This is a genomic window from Nocardioides sp. (assembly GCF_036503465.1).
Classification (GTDB): domain Bacteria; phylum Actinomycetota; class Actinomycetes; order Propionibacteriales; family Nocardioidaceae; genus Nocardioides.
Genome location: NZ_DASXWU010000063.1, coordinates 1 through 24,154, shown reverse-complemented (window position 1 = coordinate 24,154; position 24,154 = coordinate 1). Strand labels below are relative to the sequence as shown.

Annotated in this window: 21 protein-coding genes and 3 pseudogenes; 5 read left to right on the top strand and 19 right to left on the bottom strand. The window is 70.3% G+C overall.

Annotated features, from left to right (window positions below; translation table 11 throughout):
- Positions 1–637 precede the first annotated feature (637 nt).
- Both VGK78_RS20370 and VGK78_RS12590 read left to right on the top strand, forming a co-directional pair.
- Positions 638–781, top strand: a pseudogene (locus VGK78_RS20370) (DUF2510 domain-containing protein); the annotation flags it as partial.
- A 111-nt stretch (positions 782–892) separates the two neighbouring features.
- Positions 893–1,678 carry an HIRAN domain-containing protein gene (locus VGK78_RS12590; protein WP_331527992.1) on the top strand — a complete coding sequence of 262 codons (786 nt, stop codon included), beginning with the start codon at positions 893–895 and terminating at the stop codon, positions 1,676–1,678.
- A gap of 226 nt (positions 1,679–1,904) precedes the next feature.
- Here the strand turns inward: VGK78_RS12590 and VGK78_RS12585 are convergent, their stop codons facing one another.
- From VGK78_RS12585 to argC, 11 genes and pseudogenes are all read right to left on the bottom strand, one after another.
- Positions 1,905–2,462, bottom strand: coding sequence for a Pycsar system effector family protein (locus tag VGK78_RS12585; RefSeq protein ID WP_331527991.1), 558 nt, complete (start codon positions 2,460–2,462; stop codon positions 1,905–1,907).
- On the bottom strand, positions 2,446–3,387 hold the full coding sequence (locus VGK78_RS12580; protein WP_331527990.1) for a hypothetical protein: 942 nt from the start codon (positions 3,385–3,387) through the stop codon (positions 2,446–2,448). The genes VGK78_RS12585 and VGK78_RS12580 overlap by 17 nt, the downstream gene beginning before the upstream one ends.
- 228 nt (positions 3,388–3,615) lie before the next feature.
- A pseudogene (locus VGK78_RS12575) lies at positions 3,616–3,822 on the bottom strand (DNA-3-methyladenine glycosylase); the annotation flags it as partial.
- Positions 3,823–3,832: 10 nt separating this feature from the next.
- Positions 3,833–5,260, bottom strand: a complete 1,428-nt coding sequence (gene argH / locus VGK78_RS12570; RefSeq protein ID WP_331527989.1) for an argininosuccinate lyase — start codon at positions 5,258–5,260, stop codon at positions 3,833–3,835.
- Between the two features lie 128 nt (positions 5,261–5,388).
- Complete coding sequence (gene argG / locus VGK78_RS12565) at positions 5,389–6,831, bottom strand: argininosuccinate synthase (RefSeq protein ID WP_331527988.1); 1,443 nt, start codon at positions 6,829–6,831, stop codon at positions 5,389–5,391.
- A 39-nt stretch (positions 6,832–6,870) separates the two neighbouring features.
- Positions 6,871–7,389, bottom strand: a complete 519-nt coding sequence (locus tag VGK78_RS12560; protein WP_331527987.1) for an arginine repressor — start codon at positions 7,387–7,389, stop codon at positions 6,871–6,873.
- Entirely contained in the window at positions 7,386–8,330 is a 945-nt protein-coding gene (gene argF / locus VGK78_RS12555; RefSeq protein ID WP_331527986.1) for an ornithine carbamoyltransferase, read from the bottom strand. Before argF ends, VGK78_RS12560 begins: the two co-directional genes overlap by 4 nt.
- Positions 8,327–9,553: an acetylornithine transaminase gene (locus VGK78_RS12550; RefSeq protein ID WP_331527985.1), complete on the bottom strand. Its 1,227-nt coding sequence runs from the start codon at positions 9,551–9,553 to the stop codon at positions 8,327–8,329. Before VGK78_RS12550 ends, argF begins: the two co-directional genes overlap by 4 nt.
- Positions 9,550–10,482: an acetylglutamate kinase gene (gene argB / locus VGK78_RS12545; RefSeq protein ID WP_331527983.1), complete on the bottom strand. Its 933-nt coding sequence runs from the start codon at positions 10,480–10,482 to the stop codon at positions 9,550–9,552. Before argB ends, VGK78_RS12550 begins: the two co-directional genes overlap by 4 nt.
- Positions 10,479–11,630, bottom strand: coding sequence for a bifunctional glutamate N-acetyltransferase/amino-acid acetyltransferase ArgJ (gene argJ / locus VGK78_RS12540; RefSeq protein ID WP_331527982.1), 1,152 nt, complete (start codon positions 11,628–11,630; stop codon positions 10,479–10,481). Before argJ ends, argB begins: the two co-directional genes overlap by 4 nt.
- Complete coding sequence (gene argC / locus VGK78_RS12535) at positions 11,627–12,658, bottom strand: N-acetyl-gamma-glutamyl-phosphate reductase (protein WP_331527981.1); 1,032 nt, start codon at positions 12,656–12,658, stop codon at positions 11,627–11,629. Before argC ends, argJ begins: the two co-directional genes overlap by 4 nt.
- Positions 12,659–12,694: 36 nt before the next feature.
- Here argC and VGK78_RS12530 point away from each other — a divergent pair.
- Together VGK78_RS12530 and VGK78_RS12525 are read left to right on the top strand one after the other, a co-directional pair.
- Positions 12,695–13,362 (top strand): annotated as a pseudogene (locus tag VGK78_RS12530) (response regulator).
- 9 nt (positions 13,363–13,371) lie between these two features.
- Positions 13,372–14,163: a maleylpyruvate isomerase family mycothiol-dependent enzyme gene (locus VGK78_RS12525; RefSeq protein WP_331527980.1), complete on the top strand. Its 792-nt coding sequence runs from the start codon at positions 13,372–13,374 to the stop codon at positions 14,161–14,163.
- 60 nt (positions 14,164–14,223) lie between these two features.
- Here the strand turns inward: VGK78_RS12525 and VGK78_RS12520 are convergent, their stop codons facing one another.
- The 4 genes from VGK78_RS12520 to VGK78_RS12505 form a co-directional block, all read right to left on the bottom strand.
- Positions 14,224–16,167 (bottom strand): M3 family metallopeptidase, encoded by a 1,944-nt coding sequence (locus VGK78_RS12520; RefSeq protein ID WP_331527979.1) that lies wholly within the window; start codon positions 16,165–16,167, stop codon positions 14,224–14,226.
- Between the two features lie 159 nt (positions 16,168–16,326).
- Positions 16,327–18,804 (bottom strand): phenylalanine--tRNA ligase subunit beta, encoded by a 2,478-nt coding sequence (gene pheT / locus VGK78_RS12515; RefSeq protein ID WP_331527978.1) that lies wholly within the window; start codon positions 18,802–18,804, stop codon positions 16,327–16,329.
- A gap of 53 nt (positions 18,805–18,857) precedes the next feature.
- A complete protein-coding gene (gene pheS / locus VGK78_RS12510; protein ID WP_331527977.1) occupies positions 18,858–19,961 on the bottom strand; it encodes a phenylalanine--tRNA ligase subunit alpha in 1,104 nt (367 codons plus the stop codon).
- An 89-nt stretch (positions 19,962–20,050) separates the two neighbouring features.
- A complete protein-coding gene (locus VGK78_RS12505) occupies positions 20,051–21,205 on the bottom strand; it encodes an ATP-binding protein (RefSeq protein WP_331527976.1) in 1,155 nt (384 codons plus the stop codon).
- A gap of 232 nt (positions 21,206–21,437) precedes the next feature.
- On the opposite strand from VGK78_RS12505, the gene VGK78_RS12500 reads away from it, so the two are divergent.
- Positions 21,438–22,082 (top strand): MerR family transcriptional regulator, encoded by a 645-nt coding sequence (locus tag VGK78_RS12500; RefSeq protein ID WP_331527975.1) that lies wholly within the window; start codon positions 21,438–21,440, stop codon positions 22,080–22,082.
- On the opposite strand, the gene VGK78_RS12495 is transcribed toward VGK78_RS12500, so the two are convergent.
- The 4 genes from VGK78_RS12495 to infC form a co-directional block, all read right to left on the bottom strand.
- Entirely contained in the window at positions 22,083–22,889 is an 807-nt protein-coding gene (locus VGK78_RS12495; RefSeq protein WP_331527974.1) for a TrmH family RNA methyltransferase, read from the bottom strand.
- A 20-nt stretch (positions 22,890–22,909) separates the two neighbouring features.
- Positions 22,910–23,293 carry a 50S ribosomal protein L20 gene (rplT, locus tag VGK78_RS12490; protein WP_331527973.1) on the bottom strand — a complete coding sequence of 128 codons (384 nt, stop codon included), beginning with the start codon at positions 23,291–23,293 and terminating at the stop codon, positions 22,910–22,912.
- Positions 23,294–23,336: 43 nt separating this feature from the next.
- Positions 23,337–23,549, bottom strand: a complete 213-nt coding sequence (locus VGK78_RS12485) for a large ribosomal subunit protein bL35 (RefSeq protein ID WP_331527972.1) — start codon at positions 23,547–23,549, stop codon at positions 23,337–23,339.
- 109 nt (positions 23,550–23,658) lie between these two features.
- The coding region (infC, locus tag VGK78_RS12480) for a translation initiation factor IF-3 (RefSeq protein WP_331527971.1) at positions 23,659–24,154 on the bottom strand (496 nt) is incomplete at its 5' end.

Genomic DNA, 24,154 nt, shown 5'->3' with positions numbered 1-24,154 from the left:
CCAGCGACAAGTGTGATGCCCAGCGCCACGGCAAGGTATCGGACCCACATATCGGCAGTGTGGAGGGAGTAATGAGCACCCCGCCAGCGCTGTGACCTAATCGGAACGACCGCTCATGCCGCTGACATGACGGCATAGCGTGACCGCTCATGCCGCGGACATGTCCCGTTGGTACCGAGGGACAAGTCTGGTGCCGCGTACTCATGTGCAGCACGGTCGCACGGTGAAGACTCTGGGTTATGGATCGATGGGAGAAGTGCACCGGTCGGATGATCCTGGCGTTCCTTGTCGCCTTCATAGTCGCCCTACTCCTGGTCAACCTCATGTTCCTGTGGCTGAAGGCCAACCCATCCTGACCAGGCGAATCGGCCGCTCATGCCGCTGACCACGCTGCGGTCATGTCGCTCTGCCGATGAGCGGGACCCTCAGAGGTTGTCGCGCAGCACGTCGACCCAGATCGCCATGGTCACCCCGATAGCGAGCGAGATGACGACCCATGCGGCTGCCAAGCCGCCACCCAACCGTGGTCCGCTCATGGCCCGACCGGGCGAAGAGCGTGCCAGCGAGCAGGACCCATCAGCCGAGTCGAACTCGGATTCTGATGACGAGCTTGGTCGAGCCGTCTTAGCCTGCCGCTATGGGCTGGTTCAACCGCGAGAAGTCCTCACAGGCGTCCCGAAGTCCCGCTACACCGTCCGCAGGCTGGTACCCGGACACCGGGGGTTCCGGGAGGCTGCGCTGGTGGGACGGCACCACATGGACCCAACACTTCGCGGACGCGCCCCCTTCCGCCACGACTGCCGACTCTCCGATTGGGGAGCCGACACAGGTCGAAGGCTCACCGGACGGGAAGCCCCACGGCCGGCCCATCCCACCTTGGTCCGAACGGCTCGTGCATCAGAACATCGTTGGTGAGTCCTTCCACGAGGCAGCGTTCAAGGCCTTGGCGGCCGAGTACGGCCATCGAACCGTGCCGGACTACGGGGTCGAGTTGCCAGACGCTTGTGCGGCGATCGTGTGTGACCCCGACAACCCTTTCGACTCCAACGCCGTGGCGGTGTGGATCGACGGTCGGCATCTCGTGGGTCACCTGCCCCGCGATGCCGCTGCCCAGTACGCCCCCTGTCTCGACGGTCTCGACCGCGGGACCTACTTGGAAGTCCCCGCTCGCGTGTGGATCGGTCACAGCTATGACTGGGACGAGCGCACCGGCAACCAGACCAAGGGGCTCCGAGGGAGCGTGTCGGTGCGACTTCCCGAGACACATGGCGTCGTGCCGTACAACGACCTCCCGGACACCCCGTACACCGTCCTTCCATGGGGACGGGCAGTGCAGATCACCGGCGAGGAGCACCACATGGACGCACTTCGCAACTTCGCGCTCGGCTCCGATCCGCGACACGTCGCGGCCACCCTGCACGTCACGGAAGAACCGAGGCGCTCGGGCGACCCCGTCCGCGTGATCGAGGTGCGCCTGGACGGTGAACCTGTTGGGACGATGAGCAAGGCAACCAGCCAACAGATCCACGACTTGGTCACCTACGTCGCGAGCTGCGGCCGGGTCCCGGTCGCCAGGGCGATCGTCAAGGGCTCTGACCTGCGGGCCGATGTCGTGGTGCACGTGGCCAGGACCAGCGAAGTTCCCCAAAAGTGGCTCGACTCAGTCAAGGCCCGATGATCCAGCGATCACTGACGTTGGGTTAGGGGTCACGGTGCCGTCACAAGAAGTGCCCATGGACTGATGGCGGGACTGACTGGCTCTCAGACGTCCTCCTGAAACTGAAGCCCGACCCCGGCTGCTATCCACGACCGGGCAACGGGTCCCGGTGGCGGGGGTCCCTCCCCCGGGGGCCTGTGGAGCCGGCGCTTCCCCATCCCTGCCGCACGCGCTTCCGCGGAGACTTTCAGGACCCCAGTCGGGCAATACTCGTGATGGCTAGCAGCAGCAGTGAGATGGCAAGCCCCTTGACCGCACGATCAGCCCAAGTGAACTTGCGGTGGGCGACCTTCGCGTTAGCCCACATCTGCTCGCCGAGTTCCAGCGTGAGCTTCTGCTTGTCCGTGGTTAGCCTCGCTAGGGCATACGAGAACTCCTTGGGCTGGCCCTTCCAGCCTTGGGCTATGTGCGCGTAGAACAAGAGGCTAGTGAAGGCCTCGCTCTCGCGCTTGCCCCGGATCCTCGTTTGCGGGATCAAGCCGACCACGGCGCAGAAGGCCGTGTACGTAAGAACCAAGGCTGTGGCAACGCCGGCGATCTTGAGGAACACGTCAGGATCCTTGGTCCCCTTGACCAGGTTGAAGAGGATGGCGCCCGCGGCACCAGACAGAGCCAACGTGACACCGATCTTCGCATCGCCATGCCGGATCCAGTCGTTGACTAAGAGAAGGCCGCGCCATGCAGGATCTGGATCAGGTTCACCTGGAAGTTCCACTTGCGTGGGGGCCTTATCGCTTGCGGACACTCAGCCCCCTCTTTCGAGCCAACGTCCGCTCCTCCCGCCGCCGAGCCGCCTCCTCGAAAAGCCGACTCGAGAAGGCAGTAGCTGCGGCCCGCACCGGGCCTGCGTCGTCGCGGTCCGTTTCACCGCGAAGGATGGCGGCGGCAAAACCGGGGCCGCAAGAGTCACACCAGCACGTCTTGAGAAGTCGGCCTTTCGCCTCGTCCGTGTCGTGGGTCAGCTTCGTGATCTCGACGTCCTCCCACAACCCGCTCGGCCCTGAGCCCCCGCTGGTCCCGTGTCCACAAGACACCGTCAGATAGTCGTTGTTCTTGATCGCATCCCACACCGATCCGGTCACGATCAACTGGTGGCGAGTCGCCTGCTGCGCCGCCTTCGCGGCGTAGTTGACCGGCTTGCCTGCCCAGATGGGCTCCTGCTCGTTCTCGTTGCGCGGCGTCCCCACGTTCTTGACCAAGACCCGTCCGCTCCCCATCCCGACCTTGAAGCCGGTATCAGGATCGCCGTCCCAACGTGACTTCAACTTGGGCACGAGGGCTTTCTCGCTGAACGTCTTGACCGTGATACCGGCACACATGGCCCGCTCGAGCGCCCTGCGACCCCAAAACAACCCGAAGGCGCCATCCCCTTGGATCTGTATGAAGTTCGCCTCGAACTCGTGCATGACCTGGACCGCGTTTCCGGTCGCCGCACGGTAGATAGCAGCCGTGCTCGCGGCGTGCTTCCCCGTGCCGAGCTGGGTCGAGTTCTGAAGATCAGCAAAAACGACTACCAGCTCGTCGATGCGGAACCAGGACTCATTCTGGGCGTCCGGCAGTCCATCCGCGTCGAGGTCATCAGGATCCACGTCCTCGACTGGCGGGTTCTTCTCCAGCACCTTCGCAACGTCGTCCTCGACCTTCCCGAGAATGACCTCCAAGGCCTTCATCGCGCGCACTCCCTCACCGTCAACTGTGGGGGAGACGACACCATGTCGCGCAGTCTCTGATAGGAAAGCACGTCAACGCCTCGAACCGCCGGAGGCGCGCCGATGAAGCGACACTACGTGTCGCGTCCCATCATCTGGTGCGAAGGTACCGAGGCGCTCCCCTCATCGGACCGACGACACGCCGCGTCGAGCCGCCCGGACTTCCGAGGTACGCTTCGAGTGACTTGACATGCCGTAGGTGAAGTACACGTAGAGATGGCCGGGTGGGCCGAACATGACGGCTTTGCGCGGGGTGCGGCCACGATAGGCGTGGGACCCCGGGTCGTTGATCCCGTCGTAGGCCTCGACCTCGGTGATGCGGCAGGCGACGGCTCCGTGCCGGAGTGTCGCGCCGAGCAGCCGCGGCGCCACCTCGAGGACCGGTCGCTCGAGCAGCGCCCGGAGCTCAGCCGAGTGCGGCACGTGCGTCCTCGACGCGGGCGTCGAGCTCGGCCAGCTGGTCACGCACTCGCTCCGGTGCGGTTCCGCCGCGGCCGTCCCGGGAGGCGATCGAGCCCTCGACGCTGAGCACCTGGCGGACTCCTGGGGTGAGGTACGCCGACACCTCGAGCAGCTGCTGGTCGTCCAGGTCGGGCAGGTCGCAGCCGAGCTCCTCGCAGCGGCGCACGGCGGCGCCGGCGATCTCGTGCGCCTCGCGGAACGGGACCCCCTGGCGCACGAGCCATTCGGCGACGTCGGTCGCCAGGGAGAAGCCCTGGGGAGCGAGCACGGCGAGACGGGTCTCGTCGAAGGTCAGGGTCGCGACCATCCCGGTCACCGCGGGAAGCACGACGGCCAGGGTGTCGACAGAGTCGAAGACCGGCTCCTTGTCCTCCTGCAGATCCCGGTTGTACGCGAGCGGCAGGCCCTTCAGCGTCGCCAGCAGACCGGTCAGGTTGCCGATCAGGCGCCCCGACTTGCCGCGCGTCAGCTCGGCGATGTCCGGGTTCTTCTTCTGCGGCATGATGCTCGACCCGGTCGAGTAGCCGTCATCGAGGCGGGCGAAACCGAACTCGGCGGTCGTCCAGATGACGATCTCCTCCGCGATCCGGCTCAGGTCGATGCCGGTCATCGCCGCGACGAAGGCGAACTCGGCCACGAAGTCGCGCGACGCCGTACCGTCGATCGAGTTGGCGCTGGACTCGGTGAAGCCGAGCTCGCGGGCGACGGCCTGTGGATCGAGCGCCAGGCTGGAGCCGGCCAGGGCACCGGACCCGTACGGCGAGTCGCCGGCCACCCGGGCGTCCCAGTCGCGCAGCCGTTCGACGTCGCGGACCAGTGACCATGCGTGGGCGAGGAGGTGGTGGGACAGCAGCACCGGTTGGGCGTGCTGGAGATGCGTGCGACCCGGCATCGGTACGGCGGGGTGGGCGCGCGCCTGGGCGGCGAGGGCGTCGACCAGGTCGAGGACCAGGGCGCCGATCTCACGGGCTCGGTCACGGAGGTAGGCCTTGAACAACGTGGCCACCTGGTCGTTGCGGCTGCGCCCGGCTCGCAAGCGACCGCCGACCTCCGGTCCGACGCGTTCGATGAGGAGACGCTCCAGCGCGCCGTGGACGTCCTCATCCGACGGGCCCGGCTGCAGGGTCCCGGCGTCGTACTCCCGCTGGAGCGTGGCCAGGCCGTCGAGCAACGCGTGGTGGTCGTCATCAGTGAGGAGACCGGCGCGCCGCAGGGCGTTGGCGTGAGCGGCCGAACCGGTGAGGTCGTAGGGGGCCAGCCGCCAGTCGAAGTGGGTGGAGCGCGACAGGGCCTCGAGCTCGGGCGACGGACCACTGACGAAGCGGGCGCCCCAGAGCTTGCCCTCGTTGGTCGTTCCGGTCGGCTCGGGCACGTGGTCTTCCTATCAGTCGGTCTCTGCTTCTGCCGGGTCGGCGTCCGGGGGCCGAACCACGCCCGGAGTCCCCCATCTCGGCGAGGCACAAGTCCCACCCCGGCGGCGGACTCGTCCCACCTCGGCGGTCAGTCGGTGCCGGACTCCATGGCGGCGTGGTCGAGGGCTTCGTCGTCGTCGCGGCCCTCGAGGGCGGGGTTGGCGGCGATCCGCTGGCCCCCGCCGGCCGGGAGGGCGCCGAGGAGGATGCCGTGCTCGACGAGGACCGTGCCCTGGTCGAGCGGCTGGCCGGCGTACAGCTCCAGCTTCGAGCGGGAGTCGGCGATGTCGAGGTTGCGCAGGGTGAGCTGGCCGATCCGGTCGTGGGGTCCGAAGGCGGCGTTCTCGACGCGCTCCATCGAGAGCTTGTCCGGGTGGTAGCTGAAGCTGGGACCGTCGGTCCGCAGGATCGTGTAGTCCTCGCCGCGCCGCAGCCGCACCGTCACCTCGCCGGTGACCACCGAGCCGACCCAGCGCTGCAGTGACTCGCGCAGCATCAGGGCCTGCGGGTCGAGCCAGCGACCCTCGTAGAGCAGCCGCCCGAGACGGCGCCCCTCGGCGTGGTAGTTGGCGAGCGTGTCCTCGTTGTGGATGGCGTTCAGCAGCCGCTCGTAGGCGATGAAGAGCAACGCCATGCCCGGGGCCTCGTAGATGCCGCGCGACTTCGCCTCGATGACGCGGTTCTCGATCTGGTCGCACATCCCGAGGCCGTGCCGGCCTCCGATCTCGTTGACCGCCCGGACGAGCCGCACCGGCCCGTCGACCCCGTCGTACGTCGTGCCGTTCACCGCAACCGGACGGCCCGCGGCGAAGCGGATCGTCACGTCCTCCGGCTCGATGGCGACGGACGGGTCCCAGAACGACACGCCCATGATCGGCTCGACGGTCTCCAGGGAGACGTCGAGGTGCTCCAGGGTCTTCGCCTCGTGGGTGGCGCCCCAGATGTTGGCGTCGGTGGAGTACGCCTTCTCCGCGCTGTCGCGGTAGGGCAGCCCATGGGCGGTCAGCCACTGGCTCATCTCGTGCCGGCCGCCGAGCTCCGCGACGAAGGCCGAGTCCAGCCACGGCTTGTAGATGCGCAGGTCGGGGTTGGCGAGGAGCCCGTAGCGGTAGAACCGCTCGATGTCGTTGCCCTTGAACGTCGAGCCGTCGCCCCAGATGTCGACGCCGTCGTCGTGCATCGCCCGGACCAGCATGGTGCCGGTGACCGCGCGCCCGAGCGGGGTGGTGTTGAAGTAGGCGCGGCCCCCCGACCGCACGTGGAAAGCGCCGCAGGCGAGCGCTGCCAGGCCTTCCTCGACCAGCGGTCCCTTGCAGTCGACGGCGCGGGCGATCTCCGCGCCGTACTGGAGGGCGCGCCCCGGGACGCTGTCGATGTCGGGCTCGTCGTACTGACCGATGTCGGCGGTGTAGGTGCACGGGATCGCGCCCTTGGCGCGCATCCAGGCGACCGCGACGGAGGTGTCGAGGCCTCCGGAGAACGCGATGCCGACCCGCTGGCCGACCGGCAGGGAGGTGAGGACCTTGCTCAACGAGATGTCTTTCGGTGTCGGAGGAACGAGAACGTCGGGTCAGGGCGCCGGCTGCTGGGCCAGCGCCAGGAGTCGTCGCGCGATCTCCTCGCCGCCGTTCGGGTCGCGGCTCATCACCAGCACGGTGTCGTCGCCGGCGATGGTGCCGAGGACGTCGGCGTACTCCACCTTGTCCATGGCCGAGGCCAGGAACTGCGCCGCGCCGGGGGGCGTGCGCAGCACGACCAGGTTGGCGCTGGCGTCGGCGCTGACCAGCAGGTCGGCCAGCAGCCGGCCCAGCCGGTGCGCGGCCGCGGCCGTCTCCCCCGGCGCGGCCGGACGACGGTCGCCACCCTCGGCCGGTACGGCGTACACGAGCGACCCGGACTGCGCGCGCACCCGGACCGCGTCGAGCTCCACCAGGTCTCGCGACAGCGTTGCCTGGGTCACCTGCACACCGCGGCCCATCAGCAGCTCGAGGAGCTCGGGTTGGGACCGCACCTCGTGGCCCGCGAGAAGCTCCACGATCAGCTGGTGCCGGGAGTTCTTCGTCGTCGGCCGCCGTGCTGCCTGGGTCACAACGGGACCTCACCCGTGTCGGTGTCGCCCAGGAGCCAGGTGATGATGGCCTTCTGGACGTGCCGGCGGTTCTCCGCCTCGTCCCAGACGACGCTCTGCGGCCCATCGAGGACGTCGGAGTCGATCTCCTTGCCGCGGTAGGCCGGGAGGCAGTGGAGCACGATCGCCTCCGGGGCGGCCAGGCCCATCAGGTCCGCGGTCACGGTGTAGTCCGAGAACGCCGCCAGCCGTTCGGCGGCCTCCTCCTCCTTGCCCATCGACACCCACGTGTCGGTGACGACGACGTCGGCCCCGTCGACCGCAGCCTTCGGGTCGGTCATCACGTCGACCGTGGCACCGGTCCGGTCGCCGATCTCCCGCGCCCGGGCGACGTACTGCTCCTCGGGCTGGTGCCCCTCCGGTGCCGCGATCCGCACGTGCAGCCCGGCGGTCGCACCGGCCAGCAGCCAGGAGTTGCCCATGTTGCAGGCGCCGTCGCCGACGAACGCCACGGTCAGCCCGGTGAGCTCGCCCTTGCGCTCCCGGATCGTCAGCAGGTCGGCGAGGAGCTGGCACGGGTGGAACTCGTCGGTCAGCGCGTTGATCACGGGTACGCCGGCGTGCTCGGCCATCTCGTCGAGGGCGCTCTGGGCGTACGTGCGCCAGACGATCAGCGCCGCCTGCCGCCCGAGCACCCGGGCGACGTCGGCCACCGACTCGCGCTTGCCGATGCCCGCCAGGGATCCGTCGACCATCATCGGGTGGCCGCCGAGCTCGGCGATGCCGGCCGCGAACGAGGCCTGCGTCCGCAGGGTCGGCTTGTCGTAGATGGTCGCGACCGTGCGCGGGCCGGCGAGGCTGTGGGAGTCGTACGGCGCCTGCTTGAGCGACGCGGCCAGGCTCAGCACCTCGTGCTGCTCCGCGGGACTCAGGTCGTCGTCGCGGAGGAAGTGTCGGGTCATGCGGTGGCTCCCTGCTCGTCGGCTGCGCGGTCGAGCATCCCGGGCCAGGCGGCCAGGAACTGCTCGACCTCATCGTCGCCGAGGACGAGGGGTGGGGCCAGTCTCAGGGTGTGCGGTCCGGTGGCGTTCACGATGAAACCACCGGTACGGGCCGCACTGACCACGCGCGGTGCGTCGACGGCGACATCGATCCCGATCAGGAGGCCCCGTCCACGCACGGACGTCACCCTGGGATCGTCGGCGACCCCGGCCCGGATCCGCTCGCCGAGGACACCGGCGTGCTCCAGCAGGCCGTCGTCGTCGATGGTGTCGAGCACCGCCAGCGCGGCCGCGCACGCGACCGGGTTGCCTCCGAACGTCGTGCCGTGGTGGCCGGGCTGGAGCAGGTCACCAGCGGCGCCCAGGCCGACGCACGCACCGATCGGGAGCCCGCCCCCGAGACCCTTGGCGAGGGTGACGACGTCGGGTGCGACGTCCGGGTCGCCGGCGGCGGCGAGCCAGGCACCCGTCCGGCCGATCCCGGTCTGCACCTCGTCGAGCCAGAGCAGTGCGCCGTGATCGCGGGTGACCGTGCGGGCGGTCTCGAGGTATCCCATGGGGGCCTCGACCACGCCGGCCTCGCCCTGGATCGGCTCCAGCACCACCGCAGCCGTCCGGTCGGTGACCGCTTCCCGCAGCGCCTCCGGGTCGCCGTACGGCACGAACGTGACGTCGCCGGGCAGCGGCTCGAACGGCTCCCGGTACGCCGCCTTCGAGGTGAGGGCGAGTGCGCCCATCGTCCGGCCGTGGAAGGAGCCCTCCGCGGCGACCAGATGGGTGCGACCGGTGAGGCGGGTCAGCTTCAGCGCCGCCTCGTTCGCCTCTGTGCCGGAGTTCGCGAGGAACACCTTTCCCCGGAAGCCGCCGCGGCCGGACCCCTGGTGAGCGGCCTCCCCGACCCGTCGGGGGGCGATCAGGTCGAGGAGGCGCTCGGCCAGGGTGATCTGTGGATCCGTGGCGAAGAAGTTCGAGACGTGGCCGAGTGTCGAGAGCTGGCGGGTGACCGCCTCGACGACCGCCGGGTGGGCGTGGCCGAGGGCGTTCACGGCGATGCCGCCGAGGAGGTCGACGTACTCGTTGCCGTCCTCGTCCCAGACCCGCGCGCCCTTGCCGCGGGTGAGCACGAGCTGCGGCGGACCGAAGGTGTTCATCAACGAGGCGGAGTACCTGTCCCGGGCGCTCATGCGCGAGCCTTCCTGGTCTTGGTCGCGACGCCTGGCAGCACCTGGGTGCCGACGCCCTCGTCGGTGAACAGCTCCAGCAGTACCGCGTGCGGTTCGCGACCGTCGACCACCGTGGCCCGCGGTACGCCGCCCTGCACGGCCTGCAGGCAGGCGCCCATCTTCGGCACCATGCCCGCCGCCAGGGTCGGCATCAGCTCGGCGAGCGCCTCGGGGCTGATCTCGCCGATCACGTCGTCACTGGCCGGCCAGTCGCGGTAGAGGCCCTCGACGTCGGTGAGCACGAGGAGCTTCTCGGCGCCCAGGGCGACCGCCAGGGCGGCGGCGGCCGTGTCGGCGTTCACGTTGTGCACGACGCCGTCCTTGTCGGGCGCGACGCTCGAGATGACCGGGATGCGCCCGGCCTCGACCAGGTCGAGCACCGCCTCGGGCCGCACCTCGGCGACCTCGCCGACCAGGCCGAGGTCCACCTCCTCGCCGTCGACCACGGTGTTGGTACGTCGTGCCGTGAACAGACCGGCGTCCTCCCCGGACAGCCCGACTGCGAGGGGGCCGTGCTCGTTGACCAGTCCGACCAGCTCGCGCTGGACCTGACCGACCAGGACCATCCGGACCACGTCCATAGCGGGCGGAGTCGTCACCCGGAGCCCGCCACGGAACTCCGACTCGATGCCGAGCCGCTCCAGCATCGCCGAGATCTGCGGGCCGCCGCCGTGCACGACGACCGGCTTGAAGCCGGCGAAGCGCAGGAAGGCCACGTCCTCGGCGAAGGCGCGCTTCAGGGTGTCGTCGGTCATCGCGTTGCCGCCGTACTTCACCACCACGACCCTGTCGTGGTAGCACTTCAGCCACGGCAGCGCGCCGGCGAGGGTCGCCGCCTTCGCCGGGTCGGGGCCTACGGTCATGATCGGTGGGATCTGTTGGGTCGTCATGACGAGTACGCCGAGTTCTCGTGGACGTAGGCGTGGGTGAGGTCGTTGGTCCACACCGTGGCGCGGGCGTCGCCGGACTTGAGGTCGACGGTGACGGTGACCTCGCGCGGCTTGAGGTCGACCAAGGCGGGGTCGGCCGCGGGTGTGGACTGCCGGCAGACCCAGACGCCGTTCATGGCGACGTCGAGATCGGCCGGGTCGAACGCCGCCCGCGTGGTGCCGATGCTCGCGAGGACCCTTCCCCAGTTCGGGTCGTTGCCGAAGACCGCGGCCTTGAACAGGTTGCTCCGCGCGACCGATCTACCCACCTCCACCGCGTCGTCCTCCGACGCGGCGTTCAGCACCGTGATCGCGATCTCGTGCTCGGCGCCCTCGGCGTCGGCCAGCAGCTGCATCGCGAGGTCGCTGCACGCCTTCGTCAGGGCGTCGGTGAGGTCGGGCAGGCTCGGTGTGATCCCGCTGGCGCCGCTGGCCATCACGGTCACGGTGTCGTTGGTCGACATGCACCCGTCGGAGTCGAGCCGGTCGAAGCTGACCCGGGTCGCGGCGCGGAGCGCGGAGCCGAGGTCGTCGGCACTCGCCACGGCATCGGTGGTCAGCACGACGAGCATGGTGGCGAGCTGGGGCGCCAGCATGCCTGCGCCCTTGGCCATCCCGCCGACCGACCAGCCCGGCCCGTCGACGACGACCTGCTTGGCCACGGTGTCGGTGGTCATGATCGCCCGGGCGGCGTCCGGCCCGCCGGCGGAGCCCAGCGCGTCGTACGCCGCGTCGACGCCGGCGAGCACCTGGTCGCGGTCGTTGGCGAGCCCGATCAACCCCGTGGAGCAGACCACGACGTCGATGGCGCCGATGCCGAGGTGTTCGGCCACCCGCTCGGCGACCGCGTGCGTGGTCCGGAAGCCGTCGGGGCCGGTGTAGCAGTTGGCGCCGCCGGAGTTGAGGACGACCGCGCGGACGATGCCGTCCTTGGTGACCTCCTTGCTCCAGAGGACCGGATTGGCCCGGCAGCGGTTCGCGGTGAAGACGCTGGCCGCGGTGTGCGTCGGGCCGTCGTTGACCACCAGCGCGACGTCCTGGGCGCCGGTCGACTTGAGTCCGGCCGCGACCCCGGAGGCGCGGAAGCCCCGCGGATGGGTGACGCTCACGGTGCGACCCCCACAGCGGTCAGGCCGAGGGTCTCCTCGAGGCCGAGGGCGAGGTTCATCGACTGGATCGCGCCCCCCGCGGTGCCCTTGGTCAGGTTGTCGATCGCGCCCACGGCGACGAGGCGGCCGGCGTGGTCGTCGACGGTGACCTGGAGGTGACAGGCGTTGCTGCCGTGGACGGCCTTGGTCTGCGGCCACTGCCCCTCGGGCAGCACGTGCACGAACGGCTCGGCGTCGTACGCCTTGAGGTAGGCCTCGCGGACCTCGGTGGCGGTCGCCCCCGGAGCGAGGGGTGCGGAAGCGGTTGCCAGGATCCCGCGCGGCATGGGGACGAGCATCGGGGTGAAGCTGACGGTCACCGGCCGGTCGGTGAGCCCGGACAGGTTCTGCACGATCTCGGGCGTGTGCCGGTGGCCGCCTCCGACGCCGTAGGCCGAGGCGTTGCCCATCACCTCGCTGCCGATCAGGTGCGGCTTGGTCGCCTTCCCGGCCCCGCTGGTGCCGGAGGCCGCGACCACCACCACGTCCGGCACGACCAGCCCGGCGGCCACCGCGGGGGCCAGGGCGAGGCTCGAGACCGTCGGGTAACACCCGGGCACGGCGATCCGGCGCGCGCCACGCAGTTCGTCGCGTCCGCCGGGCAGCTCGGGGAGCCCGTACGGCCAGGTGCCGGCGTGGTCACCGCCGTAGAAGGCATCCCATTGCGCCGGGTCCTGGAGCCGGAAGTCCGCGCCGCAGTCGACGACGAGCGTGCCGCTGGAGAGGGACGCCGCGATCGAGGCCGACTGGCCGTGCGGCAGGGCCAGGAAGACGACGTCATGGTCCGCCAGGGTCGCGGCCGAGGTCTCGGCCAGCACCCGGTCGGCCAGCGGCGTGAGGTGCGGCTGGAGGGCGCCGAGCCGCTCACCGGCGTTGCCGCCCGCGGTCACGGCGCCGACCTGGACGAGCGGATGCGCCAGGAGGAGGCGCAGGAGCTCGCCGCCGGCGTACCCACTCGCACCCGCGACCGCGGCCCTGATCGAATTCATGATGCATGATCATACGACACAAAGCATGCTCATGCTATTCGACTCCCGGCACTGGTCCGCGTCGGCCTGCGCACGATCGTCGACAACGACCCCGACCTCGAGGTAGTCGGCGAGGCCGAGGACGGGCTCCAGGCCTGCGACCTCGCCCGGAGGCTGCGTCCCGACGTGGTCCTCATGGACGTGCCGATGCCGGTCATGGACGGGATCTCCGCAACGACCAGGATCACCAGGGGCGGGAACTCGAGGGTCCTCGTCCTCACGACGTTCGATCTCGACTCCTACGTCTACGACGCGCTCCGCGCCGGTGCCATGGTTCGTGCTCAAGGACATGCCACGCGACCAGCTCGTTCACGCCGTGCGCGTGGTTGCGGGAGGGGAGGGCATGGTGGCGCCGTCCATCACGCGTCGGCTCATCGGCCGCTTCCTCGACGCGGAGCCGGCTCGTCGTGGCGCTCCCGATCCCCGGGCTAGCGCGTCTCACGTCCCGAGAGACCGACGTGTGGCGACTCGTCGCCCGGGGTCTGTCCAACGCCGAGATCGCCGACGAACTCGTCCTGAGCCCGACGACGGTCAAGTCACACGTGGCCAACATGCTCGCCAAGCTGGAGGTGCGTGACCGCGTCCAGGCAGTCGTGCTGGCGTTCGAGGCCGGGCTCGAGCGACCACCGTCCTCGACGGATGCGGATGTCGGCGGAGCCGACTAGGTTCGGCACATGGCGCGACTGGACCACCCGACGTACCTCCAGCACATCCACGACGAGTCGCAGCGTTTCCGCGACGTACTCGCCGAGTGCGAGCCGACGGCGCCGGTCCCGTCCTGTCCCGACTGGCACGCCGACGACCTGCTCTGGCACCTCGGAGAGGTGCAGCACTTCTGGACGTGGGTGGTGACCAACCGCCCGAAGGGACCCGACGAGTACGACGAACCCGAGCGGCCCGGCGACCATGCCGGGCTGCTGGCGTTCTACGACCGGCAGTACGCCGCGCTGGTCGAGGCGCTGGGGGCGGCCGAGCCCACCGACGAGGCGTGGACCTGGTCGCAGGACCACACCGTGGGCTTCGTCTACCGCCGACAGGCCCACGAGGCGCTGATCCACCGGCGCGACGCCGAGCTGGCGGCCGGCACCGTGACGCCGTTCCCGCCCGACCTGGCGGCCGACGGTGTCGACGAGGTGCTCGACGTGATGTACGGCGGCTGCCCGTCGTGGGGCGAGTTCTCACCGCTCCCCCACTACGTCCGGGTCGACCTCACCGACACCGGCGACCGGGTCTGGGTGCAGCTCGGCCACTTCCACGGCACCGACCCCGAGGGGATCACCCACGACGAGGACGACATCCACGTCGTCGCGGATCCGGGGGTCGAGCCCGACGCCGTCATCTCCGGCACCGCCGAGGCCGTGAACGCCCGCATCTGGCGACGGGCCGACGGCGCCGAGACCCACCTGGCGGGCAGCCTCGAGATCATCGACCGGTTCCGCGCGGTCATCCACCAACCGATCAACTGAGCGCGCGGAGACCGAGCCTGCGCGACGCGTCCCGAGACCCGGTGAGCGCCCGCGCGGACCTCAAGCAGATAACCAGTCGGCGAACGACTCGAACCCGAACGGCCTGCCCAGGAAGTCCTCGACCAGGTCGGCGGCGTCCTTGCGCCCGCCTTGGGACAGGATGCGCTCGCGATAGCGGTTGGCCACCTCGGGGTCGAACAGGTCGTCGCGGTCGAACGCCGAGAAGAGGTCCTTGGCGATCACCAGTGACCACATGTAGGTGTAGTACGCGCTGGAATAGCCGTCGAGGTGCCCGAAGCTCGCGTGGAAGTGGGTGTCCAGCGGCGTGATCATGGAGTACTCCGCCTGCAGCGACCGCGAGAGTGCGGACAGTGCGTCGCCATCGGCCGGCGCGTCGCGGTGGCACCGGTAGGACAGCGCGGCGTAGAACATCTGCGACCGGGCCTGGAGGCCCTTGGCGAAGTCGTCGGCGTCGCGCATCCGGGCGACCAGGTCCTCGGGGATCGCCCGGCCGTCCTCGTCGACGGCGAAGGTCTGCAGGACGCCGGCATCCCAGGCCCACTCCTCGAGCAGCTGGGAGGGCGCTTCGACGAAGTCCCACTCGGTGGCGACGCCGGCGAACCTGGCCCACCGCTGGTCCCCACCCAGCACGTGGTGGATCAGGTGCCCGAACTCGTGGAAGAGGGTGACCACGTCGTGGTGCTCCATCAGCCCGCGCGGGAAGTTGCAGACCAGGACGCCCTCGGGCAGCTGACGCCCGGTGACCCCGTCGGTCAGCGTGAACTGGGCAGCGTGGTTGAACTTGTTCGGGCGCGGGTGCAGGTCGAGGTGGATGCGGCCGAGCAGGCGGTCGTCGAGGACAACGTCGTACGACGAGACGTCCTCGTGCCAGGTGGGCACGGCCACCGGGGTGTAGGTCAAGCCGAACAGCCGGCCGGTGACGTCGAGCAGTCCCTGGCGGACGCGGTCGAACGAGAAGTACCGGCGTACCTCCTGGGCGTCCACGTCGTGCTCCTCCCGACGGAGCACCTCGAGGTAGTGGTTGGAGTCACCGGCGTCGAGGGTCTCGGCCTCCGGCCGGTCCTGGCGGATGCGTGCCAGGAGCTTGTCGCGGTCGCGCAGGGCGGACGCCTCGGCCGCCTTGCTGATCTTGTCGACGAACGAGCCGATCGCGTCGCCGGTCTCGATCATCTTGACCTCGGCGTCGTAGCTCGGCCACCCGTCGTACCCGAGCATGGTGGACAGCTCTCGACGCAGTGCGAACAGCTCGGCCAGGACCTCGTCGTTGGCCGGCCAGGCGCGGTTGGCGAACCCCGTGTGCACGGCGACCCGGGCGTCGCGGTCGGTTGCGAACTGGATCATCGGAAAGACGTCGGGATAGTCCAACGTGAGCTCCACGAGCCCGTCGTCACCGACCGGGTGCGCCTCGATCCAGTCCTGTGGGAGCCCGTCGAGCTGCTCGGGCCGGACCTTGACCGTCGTCTCGTCGTCGCGAATGTTGCGTTGGAACGCCTGGCTGAGCTCGGTCAGGCGCTGGTTGATCGCGCGGATGCGGTCGCGGACCTCCGGCTCCCGGTCGACGCCGGACCGACGGAAGTCACGAAGCGCGAAGTTCCGGACCCGCTCCGCGTCGTCGTCGAGACCGGAGACCCGGGCCTCGGCGTCGTCCACCACCATCAGGTCGTAGAGCTCACGGTCGAGGGACAGGTCCGTCTGGAGCTCCGACGCCTCCATCTGTGCCCGTTCAGCCTGGTCGCGGATCGCCTGGTCGGGATGCACCTGCTGGATCAACCCACTCGCGGCGAACGCGTTGCCGAGCGCGAGGGCGATCTCGTTCCAGCGATCGAGCAGGTCGGCCGCGCGACGGGGGCGCTCCTGCTTCACCGCCGCCACGAGGTCGCGGGCCCGCTGCATCTCGTCGGTGGTGCGGGTGGTCAGCCAGGCCGACCAGGCCTCGGTGCCGGCGTCGGGGGCGGGCATGGTGAGGGCGGCGAGATCGGTCACGGACTGGAAACCTACCCGCACCTCGCACCGTGTGCCCTGGTGACACAGATCGTCAGATCCCGAGACGGGTCGCTCACCCCGTGCCCCGCACGGTGTGAGCCGGGCCCTCCTCGATCTGCCGCCCTGATCGCTGTCCTCGCAAGCTCGGCCGGCGGGGCGTCAGCGTTGTACGGCGCCGAGCGCGGCGGCGGCGGCTGCGACGGCGGCGTCCCGGGCGGCCCCGGTCTCGGCCTCGGTCAGGGTGCGGTCGGGCGCCCGGAACCGAAGGCGGAAGGCGAGGGACTTCTTGCCGTCGCCGATCTGCGGGCCGGTGAACACGTCGAAGAGCCGGATGCTCTCGAGCAGGTCGCCGGCGCCGGCGCGGAGTGCCTGCTCCACATCGGAGGCGTGGATCGACTCGTCGACGACCAGCGCGACGTCCTCCTTGGCCAGTGGCTGGTGCGAGACGACGGGCGCGGGCGGGATCTCGACGGTCCGGGCCATCAGGGCGTCCAGGTCGATCTCGAGGACGGCCGTGCCACGGGGCAGCCCGTAGGCCGCGCACACCCGGGGGTGGAGCTCACCGGCGTGACCGATCTCCTCGTCGTCGATACAGACCAGCGCGCACCGGCTCGGGTGCCAAGGCATCCGGCTCGCCTGCCGGAGCTCGACGTCGACGCCCAGCTCGGCGGCGAGCCCACGCACGATCTCGGTCGCGTCGGACCAGTCCGCCGGGCGTCCGTCACCCCACCAGCCGTCACGTTCGCGTTCCCCGGTCAGCACCGCCGCCAGGAACAGCGGCTGCGCGGGGATCGCGTCGAACAGCTTGTCGAGCTCGGCCTCGGTCGGCCGCCACTCCACGCCGTACACCGGGGCCGGGCCGCGGTTCGTGGGGAACGCCACCGTGCCCGTCTCGAACAGCGCGACCCCGGTGGCGCCGCGCCCGAGGTTCCGCGCGGCTGCGTCAAGCACGCCGGGCAGCAGCGTCGTCGTGTAGAGCGGCTTCTCGGAGGAGAGCGGGTTGGACAGGCGTACGCCGTGGCGCAGCACGTCGTCCTCGGGCAGCCCGAGGGCGTCGAACGTGCCGTCGCCGACGAACGGGAAGCTGACCACCTCGACGCAGCCGAGCCCGGCCAGGGTCCGGCCAATCCGTCGTCGCAGCCGCTGCTCCCGGGTGAGCCCGCGGCCCACCGGAGGCACCGGCACCACCGACGGGACCTGGTCGTACCCGACGATCCGCACGACCTCCTCGACCAGGTCGTAGGGGTCCCTCAGGTCGGGCCGCCACGGCGGTGGCACGACGGAGAGGGTCAGCTCCCCGGTGATCTCGGCGCCGATCGCACGCAGGTTCGCGACGACCTCCGCGGCCGGGATGGGCAGACCGGCCACCTGGGCCGACAGCGCGACCGGGAGTGCGATGGAGGTCGGCGCCGGAGGTGTGCCGACCACGGTCACGCCGGGCGAGACCGTGCCGCCGCCGTACGTCGTGAGCAGCTCGGCCACGCGCTCGGCAGCCACCTCGCAGATCGTCGGGTCGACCCCGCGCTCGTTGCGCTTGCCGGCCTCGGAGGTGATCCGGTGCCGCTTGCCCGTACGGAACATCGAGACCGGATCCCAGTGCGCGGCCTCGATCACGACCGTGGTGGTCGCGTCGGACATCTCCGTCGTCTCGCCGCCCATGACACCGCCCAGCCCGATCGCGCCGGAGTCGTCGCAGACCACCAGGTCCTCGGCCGCAAGCTCCCGGTCGACCCCGTCCAGGGTCGTGAGCCGCTCCCCCGCGGCTGCCCGGCGGACGACGATCGACCCCTGGAGCTTGTCGCCGTCGTACCCGTGGATCGGCCGGCCCGTCTCGAGCATCACGTAGTTGGTGACGTCGACCGCCAGCGAGATCGGGCGCATCCCGGCGAGCCGGACCCTCGTGCGGAGCCATTCCGGCGACGGCGCCGACGGGTCGAAACCGGTCACGGTGCGTGCGACGAAGACCGGACACCCCGTCGGGTCGTCGACGCGAACGGTGAAGCCGTCGTCGTTCGCGGGCGGCGTCTCGCGCAGGCAGGGGTCGGTGTACGCAGTGTCGAACCCCAGCGCCGCCTCGCGCGCGACCCCGCGTAGCGACATCGCGTAGGCGCGGTCGGGGTTGATCTCGAACTCGATGACCTCCTCGCCGAAGCCCAGCACCGGACGCGCGTCGTCGCCCGGCTCACCGGCGTCGGGGGGCAGGACGATGATCCCCGCGTGGTCCTCGCCGATGCCGAGCTCGCGGGCCGAGCAGATCATCCCGGCCGAGACGTGGCCGTAGGTCTTCCGCGCGGAGATCTCGAAGCCCCCGGGCAGCACCCCGCCGGGCAGCACCACCACGACCAGGTCGCCGGCGGCGAAGTTGTGCGCGCCACAGACGATGCCCTGAGGCTCCCCGGTCCCGTTCGCATCCCCCACGTCGACAGAGCACCAGTTGATGGTCTTGCCGTTCTTCTGCGGCTCCGCGTCGACGGTGAGCACCCGCCCGATCACCAGCGGGCCGGTGATGTCGGCACCGGGCCGCTCGAGCGACTCGAGCTTGAGCCCGAGCGCGGTCAGCTTCCGGGCCAGCTCCTCGGTGGACAGGTCGGCCGGGAGGTCGGCGTACTCGCGGATCCAGGAGACGGGCGCGCGCATGAGCGTGATCCTTGCATTCAGGTGCGGGTCGGAGGGCGGAGGCTAGGCGCCGGTCACCAGTCGGTGCCGAACGCCGAGGCGAATCGCACGTCGCCCTCGAAGAGGGCGCGCAGGTCCTCCGCACCGCTGCGGAACATGAACGACCGGTCGATGCCCATGCCGAACGCGAAGCCGCGGTAGCGCTCGGAGTCGATGCCACAGGCCGCCAGCACCGGTGGGTTGACCACGCCGCAGCCTCCCCACTCGATCCAGCCCTCGCCCCTGCAGGTGCGGCAGTCCACGACGGCGCCCGCCTCGCCGCGGCAGACGAAGCAGACCATGTCGACCTCGGCGGACGGCTCGGTGAACGGGAAGTACGACGGTCGGAAGCGCGTGACGATCCCCTCGCCGAACATCTGCTGGGCGAAGTGGTCGAGGCTGCCCTTCAGGTGGGCCATGGTGATGCCCTCGTCGACGACCAGGCCCTCGACCTGGTGGAACATCGGCGAGTGCGTCGCGTCGAACGGGTCGGTGCGGAACACCCGGCCGGGGCAGATGACGTAGATCGGCGGGGTGCGCTCGAGCATCGTCCGCGCCTGCACCGGTGAGGTGTGGGTGCGCAGCACGAGGTGGTCGTCGGCCGGCTCGGTCCAGAACGTGTCCTGCATGGTGCGCGCCGGATGGTCCGGACCCAGGTTGAGCGCGTCGAAGTTCAGCCACTCGGCCTCGAGGACCGGGCCTTCGGCGACCTCCCAGCCCATGGCGACGAACAGGTCGGCGATGTACTCGCTCATCAACGTCAGGGGATGGCGAGCACCTCGGGGCCTCCGGTCGGCGGGCAGGGTGACGTCGACCGTCTCCTCGACGAGCATCCGTTCCTCTGCCTCGTGCTCCAGCACCGCCGTCCGTTCGACCAGCGCCTGCGTGACCGCACCGCGCGCCTGCCCGACGCGCTGTCCGGCCTCCTTGCGCGCCTGCGGCGGCAGCGCCCCGATCTCACGGTTGGCGAGGGCCAACGGCGAGCGGTCGCCGGCGTGTTCGAGCCGCACCTGCTTGAGAGCCACCAGGTCGGACGCGGCCGCGATCGCGGCCAAGGCGTCGTCACGCATCGTGGCCACCTGGTCCGCCTGGAGCGGGGTGACCTCGACCGGGTCGTAGTCGCTGTTCGGGCCCGACATGTGTGCCTTTCACGCTGGACTGACAAGACGATTCTAGGAACGCCGGTCCGCGATCGGCGACGGGGTTTCGTCACCGGGACGTCGCCGCATCAGCCGGAGAGCCCAGGGATGAAGACCGGCCACGTGGTGGTGATCCGGGCGCCGCCGTCGGGTGCGTCGTCGATGGTCGTCGTGCCGCCGTGGGCGCGGACCAGGCCGTTGACCAGGTACAGGCCGAGGCCGGACCCGCCCCGCTGACCGGTGGTCCAGAACTTCGTGAACGCGCGCTGCCGGATCTCGGGTGGGATGCCGTCGCCGCTGTCGTCGACCTGGACCACGACGAGCTCGCCCTCCTTCGACGCGGTCACGGTGACCGGGTCGGAGCCGTGCCGGATCGCGTTCTCGATCAGGTTGGTGAGGACCTGGGTGAACTTGTCCGGGTCGGCCCACACGTCCGGCAGGTCCTCGGGCGCGGAGAACTCGATTCGGTGCGGCGCCCCGGCGCGCACGCTCTCGATCACCCGCCCGATCAGCAGGGCTACGTCGCACGGTCGCTGGTGCATGGACAGCCGGCCCGTGTCGAGACGGGCGACGTCGAGCAGCTCGGTGATCAGCCGGCTCAGCCGGTCGGAGTCGGCGTGGACCGTGGTGAGCATGAGCTTCTTCTGCTCGTCGTTGAGCCGGTCCCACCGGTTGAGCAGCGCCTGGACGAAGCCCTTGACACCGGTCAGCGGCGAGCGCAGCTCGTGGGCCACTGTGGCTACCAGATCGGACCGGTCGCGGTCGAGTCTCGCCCGCGCACGACCGGACCGGAGGGAGACCGCGACGTCGGTGACCGGACCGTGCCCCGGCCCGCGGTGGATGCGCGCGGTGACCAGCACCTCCTCCCCGGACGGGAGCACCCACGACTGCTCGGGCACGCCGGTGCGTGTGACCAGCCCGTCGTACGGACGGGTGCAGGCGACCCAGGTCGCGCCTTCCTGGTTGGTGACGGTCACGACCTCGGCCAGCGGACGGCCCTCGGCCCTCTCGCGGGTGGTGCCCAGCAGGGACACGGCGCGGTCGTTGACCAGGCGGACGATGCCTTCCTCGTCGGCGATCACGACCCCGTCGGGCAACGCGTCGACGGCCTGCCGCGCGTCGACGACCATATGCGCGGTGACGTCCTCCGACCCGCCGCGGACAGCCTCGTGCGCGGGCTCGTTGGCAGGCTCATCGGCAGGCTCACGGGCGCGGTCGCGGGCAGGGTCCTGGGCGGAAGCCACGCGCGGAAGCCTACGCGCGCGAGGCCGTTCCGGGCAGCAGACGTGCTGTGGGCGGCCCCTCCCCCCGGTGGGGCCGCACCGACAACGTGGGTGGACAGCCCCTCCCCCGCGGGGCCCGTCCGTGTGTCCGCGTCTCGGGAACCACGAACACGTAGTAAGATAGTGTCGGTATCCACGGATGACAACTGATTTCGAAGATTCTTGGAAAATTTGCTTTGGAAAGAGTCATCAGATGCTCGTGTCGGAACTGGCAGAGCGTGCCGATGTCCCGCTGGCCACGGTCAAGTACTACCTGCGCGAGGGACTGCTCCCTGCCGGCACGACGACCGGACCGCGGAGGGCGGAGTACGACGAGTCGCACCTGCGCCGGCTGCGCGTGTTGCGGCTGCTGCGTGAGGTGGGCGGGGTCCCGGTGACCAGCCTGCGCGAGGTGGTCCAGGCGCTGGACGACCCGGACCTGCCGGTCCACGACACGATGACGGTGGTGGCCGACGTGATCACCGCCCAGCCGGAGCCTGCGCAGCAGCGGCCGGAGTCGCTGGCGATCGTCGACGCGGTGCTCGCGGCCATGGGCTGGGACGACGTGCGGCAGGAGTCGGTGGACCGGCAGCGCCTGGCCTCCCTGGTGTCGCTGCTGAACGGGCCGGGCCCGCTCGGCGCGGGCATCGAGGTACTCACGTTCTACGCCCAGGTCGCCGACCAGCTCGCGCGCGCCGAGATCGCGCTGGTCGACCACTCGGCCGAGCGGTCACAGCAGCTCGAGCAGATGGTCACGGGATCCGTGGTCTACGGCCAGGTGTTCGGGCTCTTGCGGGCGCTCGGGCACGAGCACCACCACGCCCAGGTCTCCCGCGAGGAGGCCCCGGTCCCGGGTTGATCAGGCTCGTGGGTGACGGCGCGCGCGGGCGGTCTCGTGCAGGCAGATCGCGGCCGCGGTCGACAGGTTGAGGCTCTCGGCGCGCCCGGTGATCGGGATCCGCACGCGGTGGTCGGCGAGGGCGGCGAGCTCTACGGGCAACCCCCAGGCCTCGTTGCCGAACAACCACGCGGTCGCTCCCGCGAGCAGAGCCTCCGCGTCGTCGAGGGTCAGCTCACCGTCGCCGTCGGCGGCGAGCACTGTCAGCCCGGCGGCCCGAGCGCGCTCGACCGCCACGGACGGGTCGAGCTCGAGGGCCACCGGCAGGTGGAACAGGCTGCCGACGCTGGCGCGCACGGTCTTGGGGTTGTAGAGGTCAACGGACCGTCCCGCGAGCACCACCGCGTGGCCGCCGAGGGCGTCCGTGGTGCGGATCAGCGTGCCGGCGTTGCCGGGGTCGCGGACGTCTGCCGCGATCGTGACCAGTCCCGGAGCAGGCCCGGTGTCGACCGCCTGCTCCGTGGGCACGTCGAGGAACGAGCAGACCGCGACGATCCCGGCGGGGGTCACGCTGTCGCTGAGAGAGGCCAGCGCCCGGTCGTCGACGTACGACGTGCGCGGCGCGCCCCCGGGCAGCGCGGCGTACCGCTCGGCCGCGGCGGCCGTGGCGAACAGCTCGACGACCACGCCGCGCTCCAGGGCACCCTCGACCGCCTTCGGCCCGTCGGCGAGGAACAGCCGCCGTTCGGTTCGGACCGAACGGCGGCTGAGCTTGCCGGCTTCCTTGACGCGACCGCTCCTGCTGGTGAGCACGGTGCCCGTGGTCACGGGGGCGTTCACGCTCGGCCTCAGGAGGCCTTGGGTGCGTTGACGTCCTCGGGCAGCGCGGCCTTGGCGGTCTCGACGAGCGCGGCGAAGGCCGGACCGTCGTTGACGGCCAGGTCGGCCAGGATCTTGCGGTCGACCTCGACGCCGGCGAGGTTCAGGCCCTGGATAAACCGGTTGTAGGTCATCCCGTTGGCCCGGGCGGCGGCGTTGATGCGCTGGATCCACAGCTTGCGGAAGTCGCCCTTGCGAGCCTTGCGGTCGCGGTAGCTGTAGACGAGCGAGTGGGTGACCTGCTCCTTGGCCTTGCGGTACAGGCGCGAGCGCTGGCCGCGGTAGCCGCTGGCGCGCTCGAGGGTGGTCCGGCGCTTCTTGTGGGCGTTCACTGCCCGCTTGACGCGTGCCATCGTTCTTACTCCTTGTTGATGAGCGGGGTGTCGTTCGGGCGGTTCAGCGACCGAGCAGCTTCTTGGCGGCCTTGACGTCGGCGGGGGCGACGTCCACCATCCCGCTCTTCTGACGGTGCTTCTTGCGGCTACCGGTGGTCGGGGCGGAGGCGAACGCGGCGCCGGACTTCCGGCCCGTCTGCATCCGACGCAGCTTCCCGGTGCCGCTCAGCTTGAACCGCTTGCTCGCGCCCGAGTGCGTCTTGTTCTTCGGCATCGTTCCTCTTCCTTCTTCGTACGCCGTGCGGCCGCGGTGGCGGCACACGCGTGCTCGTGGGACGTGGTCCCCAAACTCTGTGGGCGGGTGATCGGGGCCCGAGGGAGGCTCAGGCGTCGATCTCCGGATCCAGGTTCTCGCTCCGGCGGCGCTCCTTCTTCTGCGCCACCGCGTGCCCGGCGTTGGCGGCGGTGCGCTCGGCACGCTCCTCGGCCTCGTCGGCGGCCCGGGCGGCGGCGCGCTCGGCCTTGGCGGCCTGCATCTCCACCTTGGCCTCGGCCTTCTTCTTGTGCGGCCCGAGCACCATGATCATGTTCCGGCCGTCCTGCTTGGGTGCCGACTCGACGAAGCCCAGGTCCGTCACGTCCTCGGCCAACCGCTGCAGCAGCCGGAAGCCCAGCTCGGGGCGGTGCTGCTCGCGGCCGCGGAACATGATGGTGATCTTGACCTTGTCGCCGGCCTTCAGGAACCGCACGACGTGACCCTTCTTGGTCTCGTAGTCGTGCTGGTCGATCTTGGGACGAAGCTTCATCTCCTTGATGATCACGTTCGTCTGGTTCCGGCGGGCTTCACGGGCCTTCTGGGCGTTCTCGTACTTGAACTTC

What these genes read in the sequence shown, in the direction of transcription:
- VGK78_RS12580 (WP_331527990.1), bottom strand. Translation starts at nt 3,387, where the DNA reads ATGAAGGCCTTGGAGGTCATTCTCGGGAAGGTCGAGGACGACGTTGCG.
- argF (WP_331527986.1), bottom strand. Translation starts at nt 8,330, where the DNA reads ATGACCCGACACTTCCTCCGCGACGACGACCTGAGTCCCGCGGAGCAG.
- VGK78_RS12550 (WP_331527985.1), bottom strand. Translation starts at nt 9,553, where the DNA reads ATGAGCGCCCGGGACAGGTACTCCGCCTCGTTGATGAACACCTTCGGT.
- argB (WP_331527983.1), bottom strand. Translation starts at nt 10,482, where the DNA reads ATGACGACCCAACAGATCCCACCGATCATGACCGTAGGCCCCGACCCG.
- argC (WP_331527981.1), bottom strand. Translation starts at nt 12,658, where the DNA reads ATGAATTCGATCAGGGCCGCGGTCGCGGGTGCGAGTGGGTACGCCGGC.
- VGK78_RS12525 (WP_331527980.1), top strand. Translation starts at nt 13,372, where the DNA reads ATGGCGCGACTGGACCACCCGACGTACCTCCAGCACATCCACGACGAG.
- pheT (WP_331527978.1), bottom strand. Translation starts at nt 18,804, where the DNA reads ATGCGCGCGCCCGTCTCCTGGATCCGCGAGTACGCCGACCTCCCGGCC.
- pheS (WP_331527977.1), bottom strand. Translation starts at nt 19,961, where the DNA reads ATGTCGGGCCCGAACAGCGACTACGACCCGGTCGAGGTCACCCCGCTC.
- VGK78_RS12500 (WP_331527975.1), top strand. Translation starts at nt 21,438, where the DNA reads ATGCTCGTGTCGGAACTGGCAGAGCGTGCCGATGTCCCGCTGGCCACG.
- rplT (WP_331527973.1), bottom strand. Translation starts at nt 23,293, where the DNA reads ATGGCACGCGTCAAGCGGGCAGTGAACGCCCACAAGAAGCGCCGGACC.
- VGK78_RS12485 (WP_331527972.1), bottom strand. Translation starts at nt 23,549, where the DNA reads ATGCCGAAGAACAAGACGCACTCGGGCGCGAGCAAGCGGTTCAAGCTG.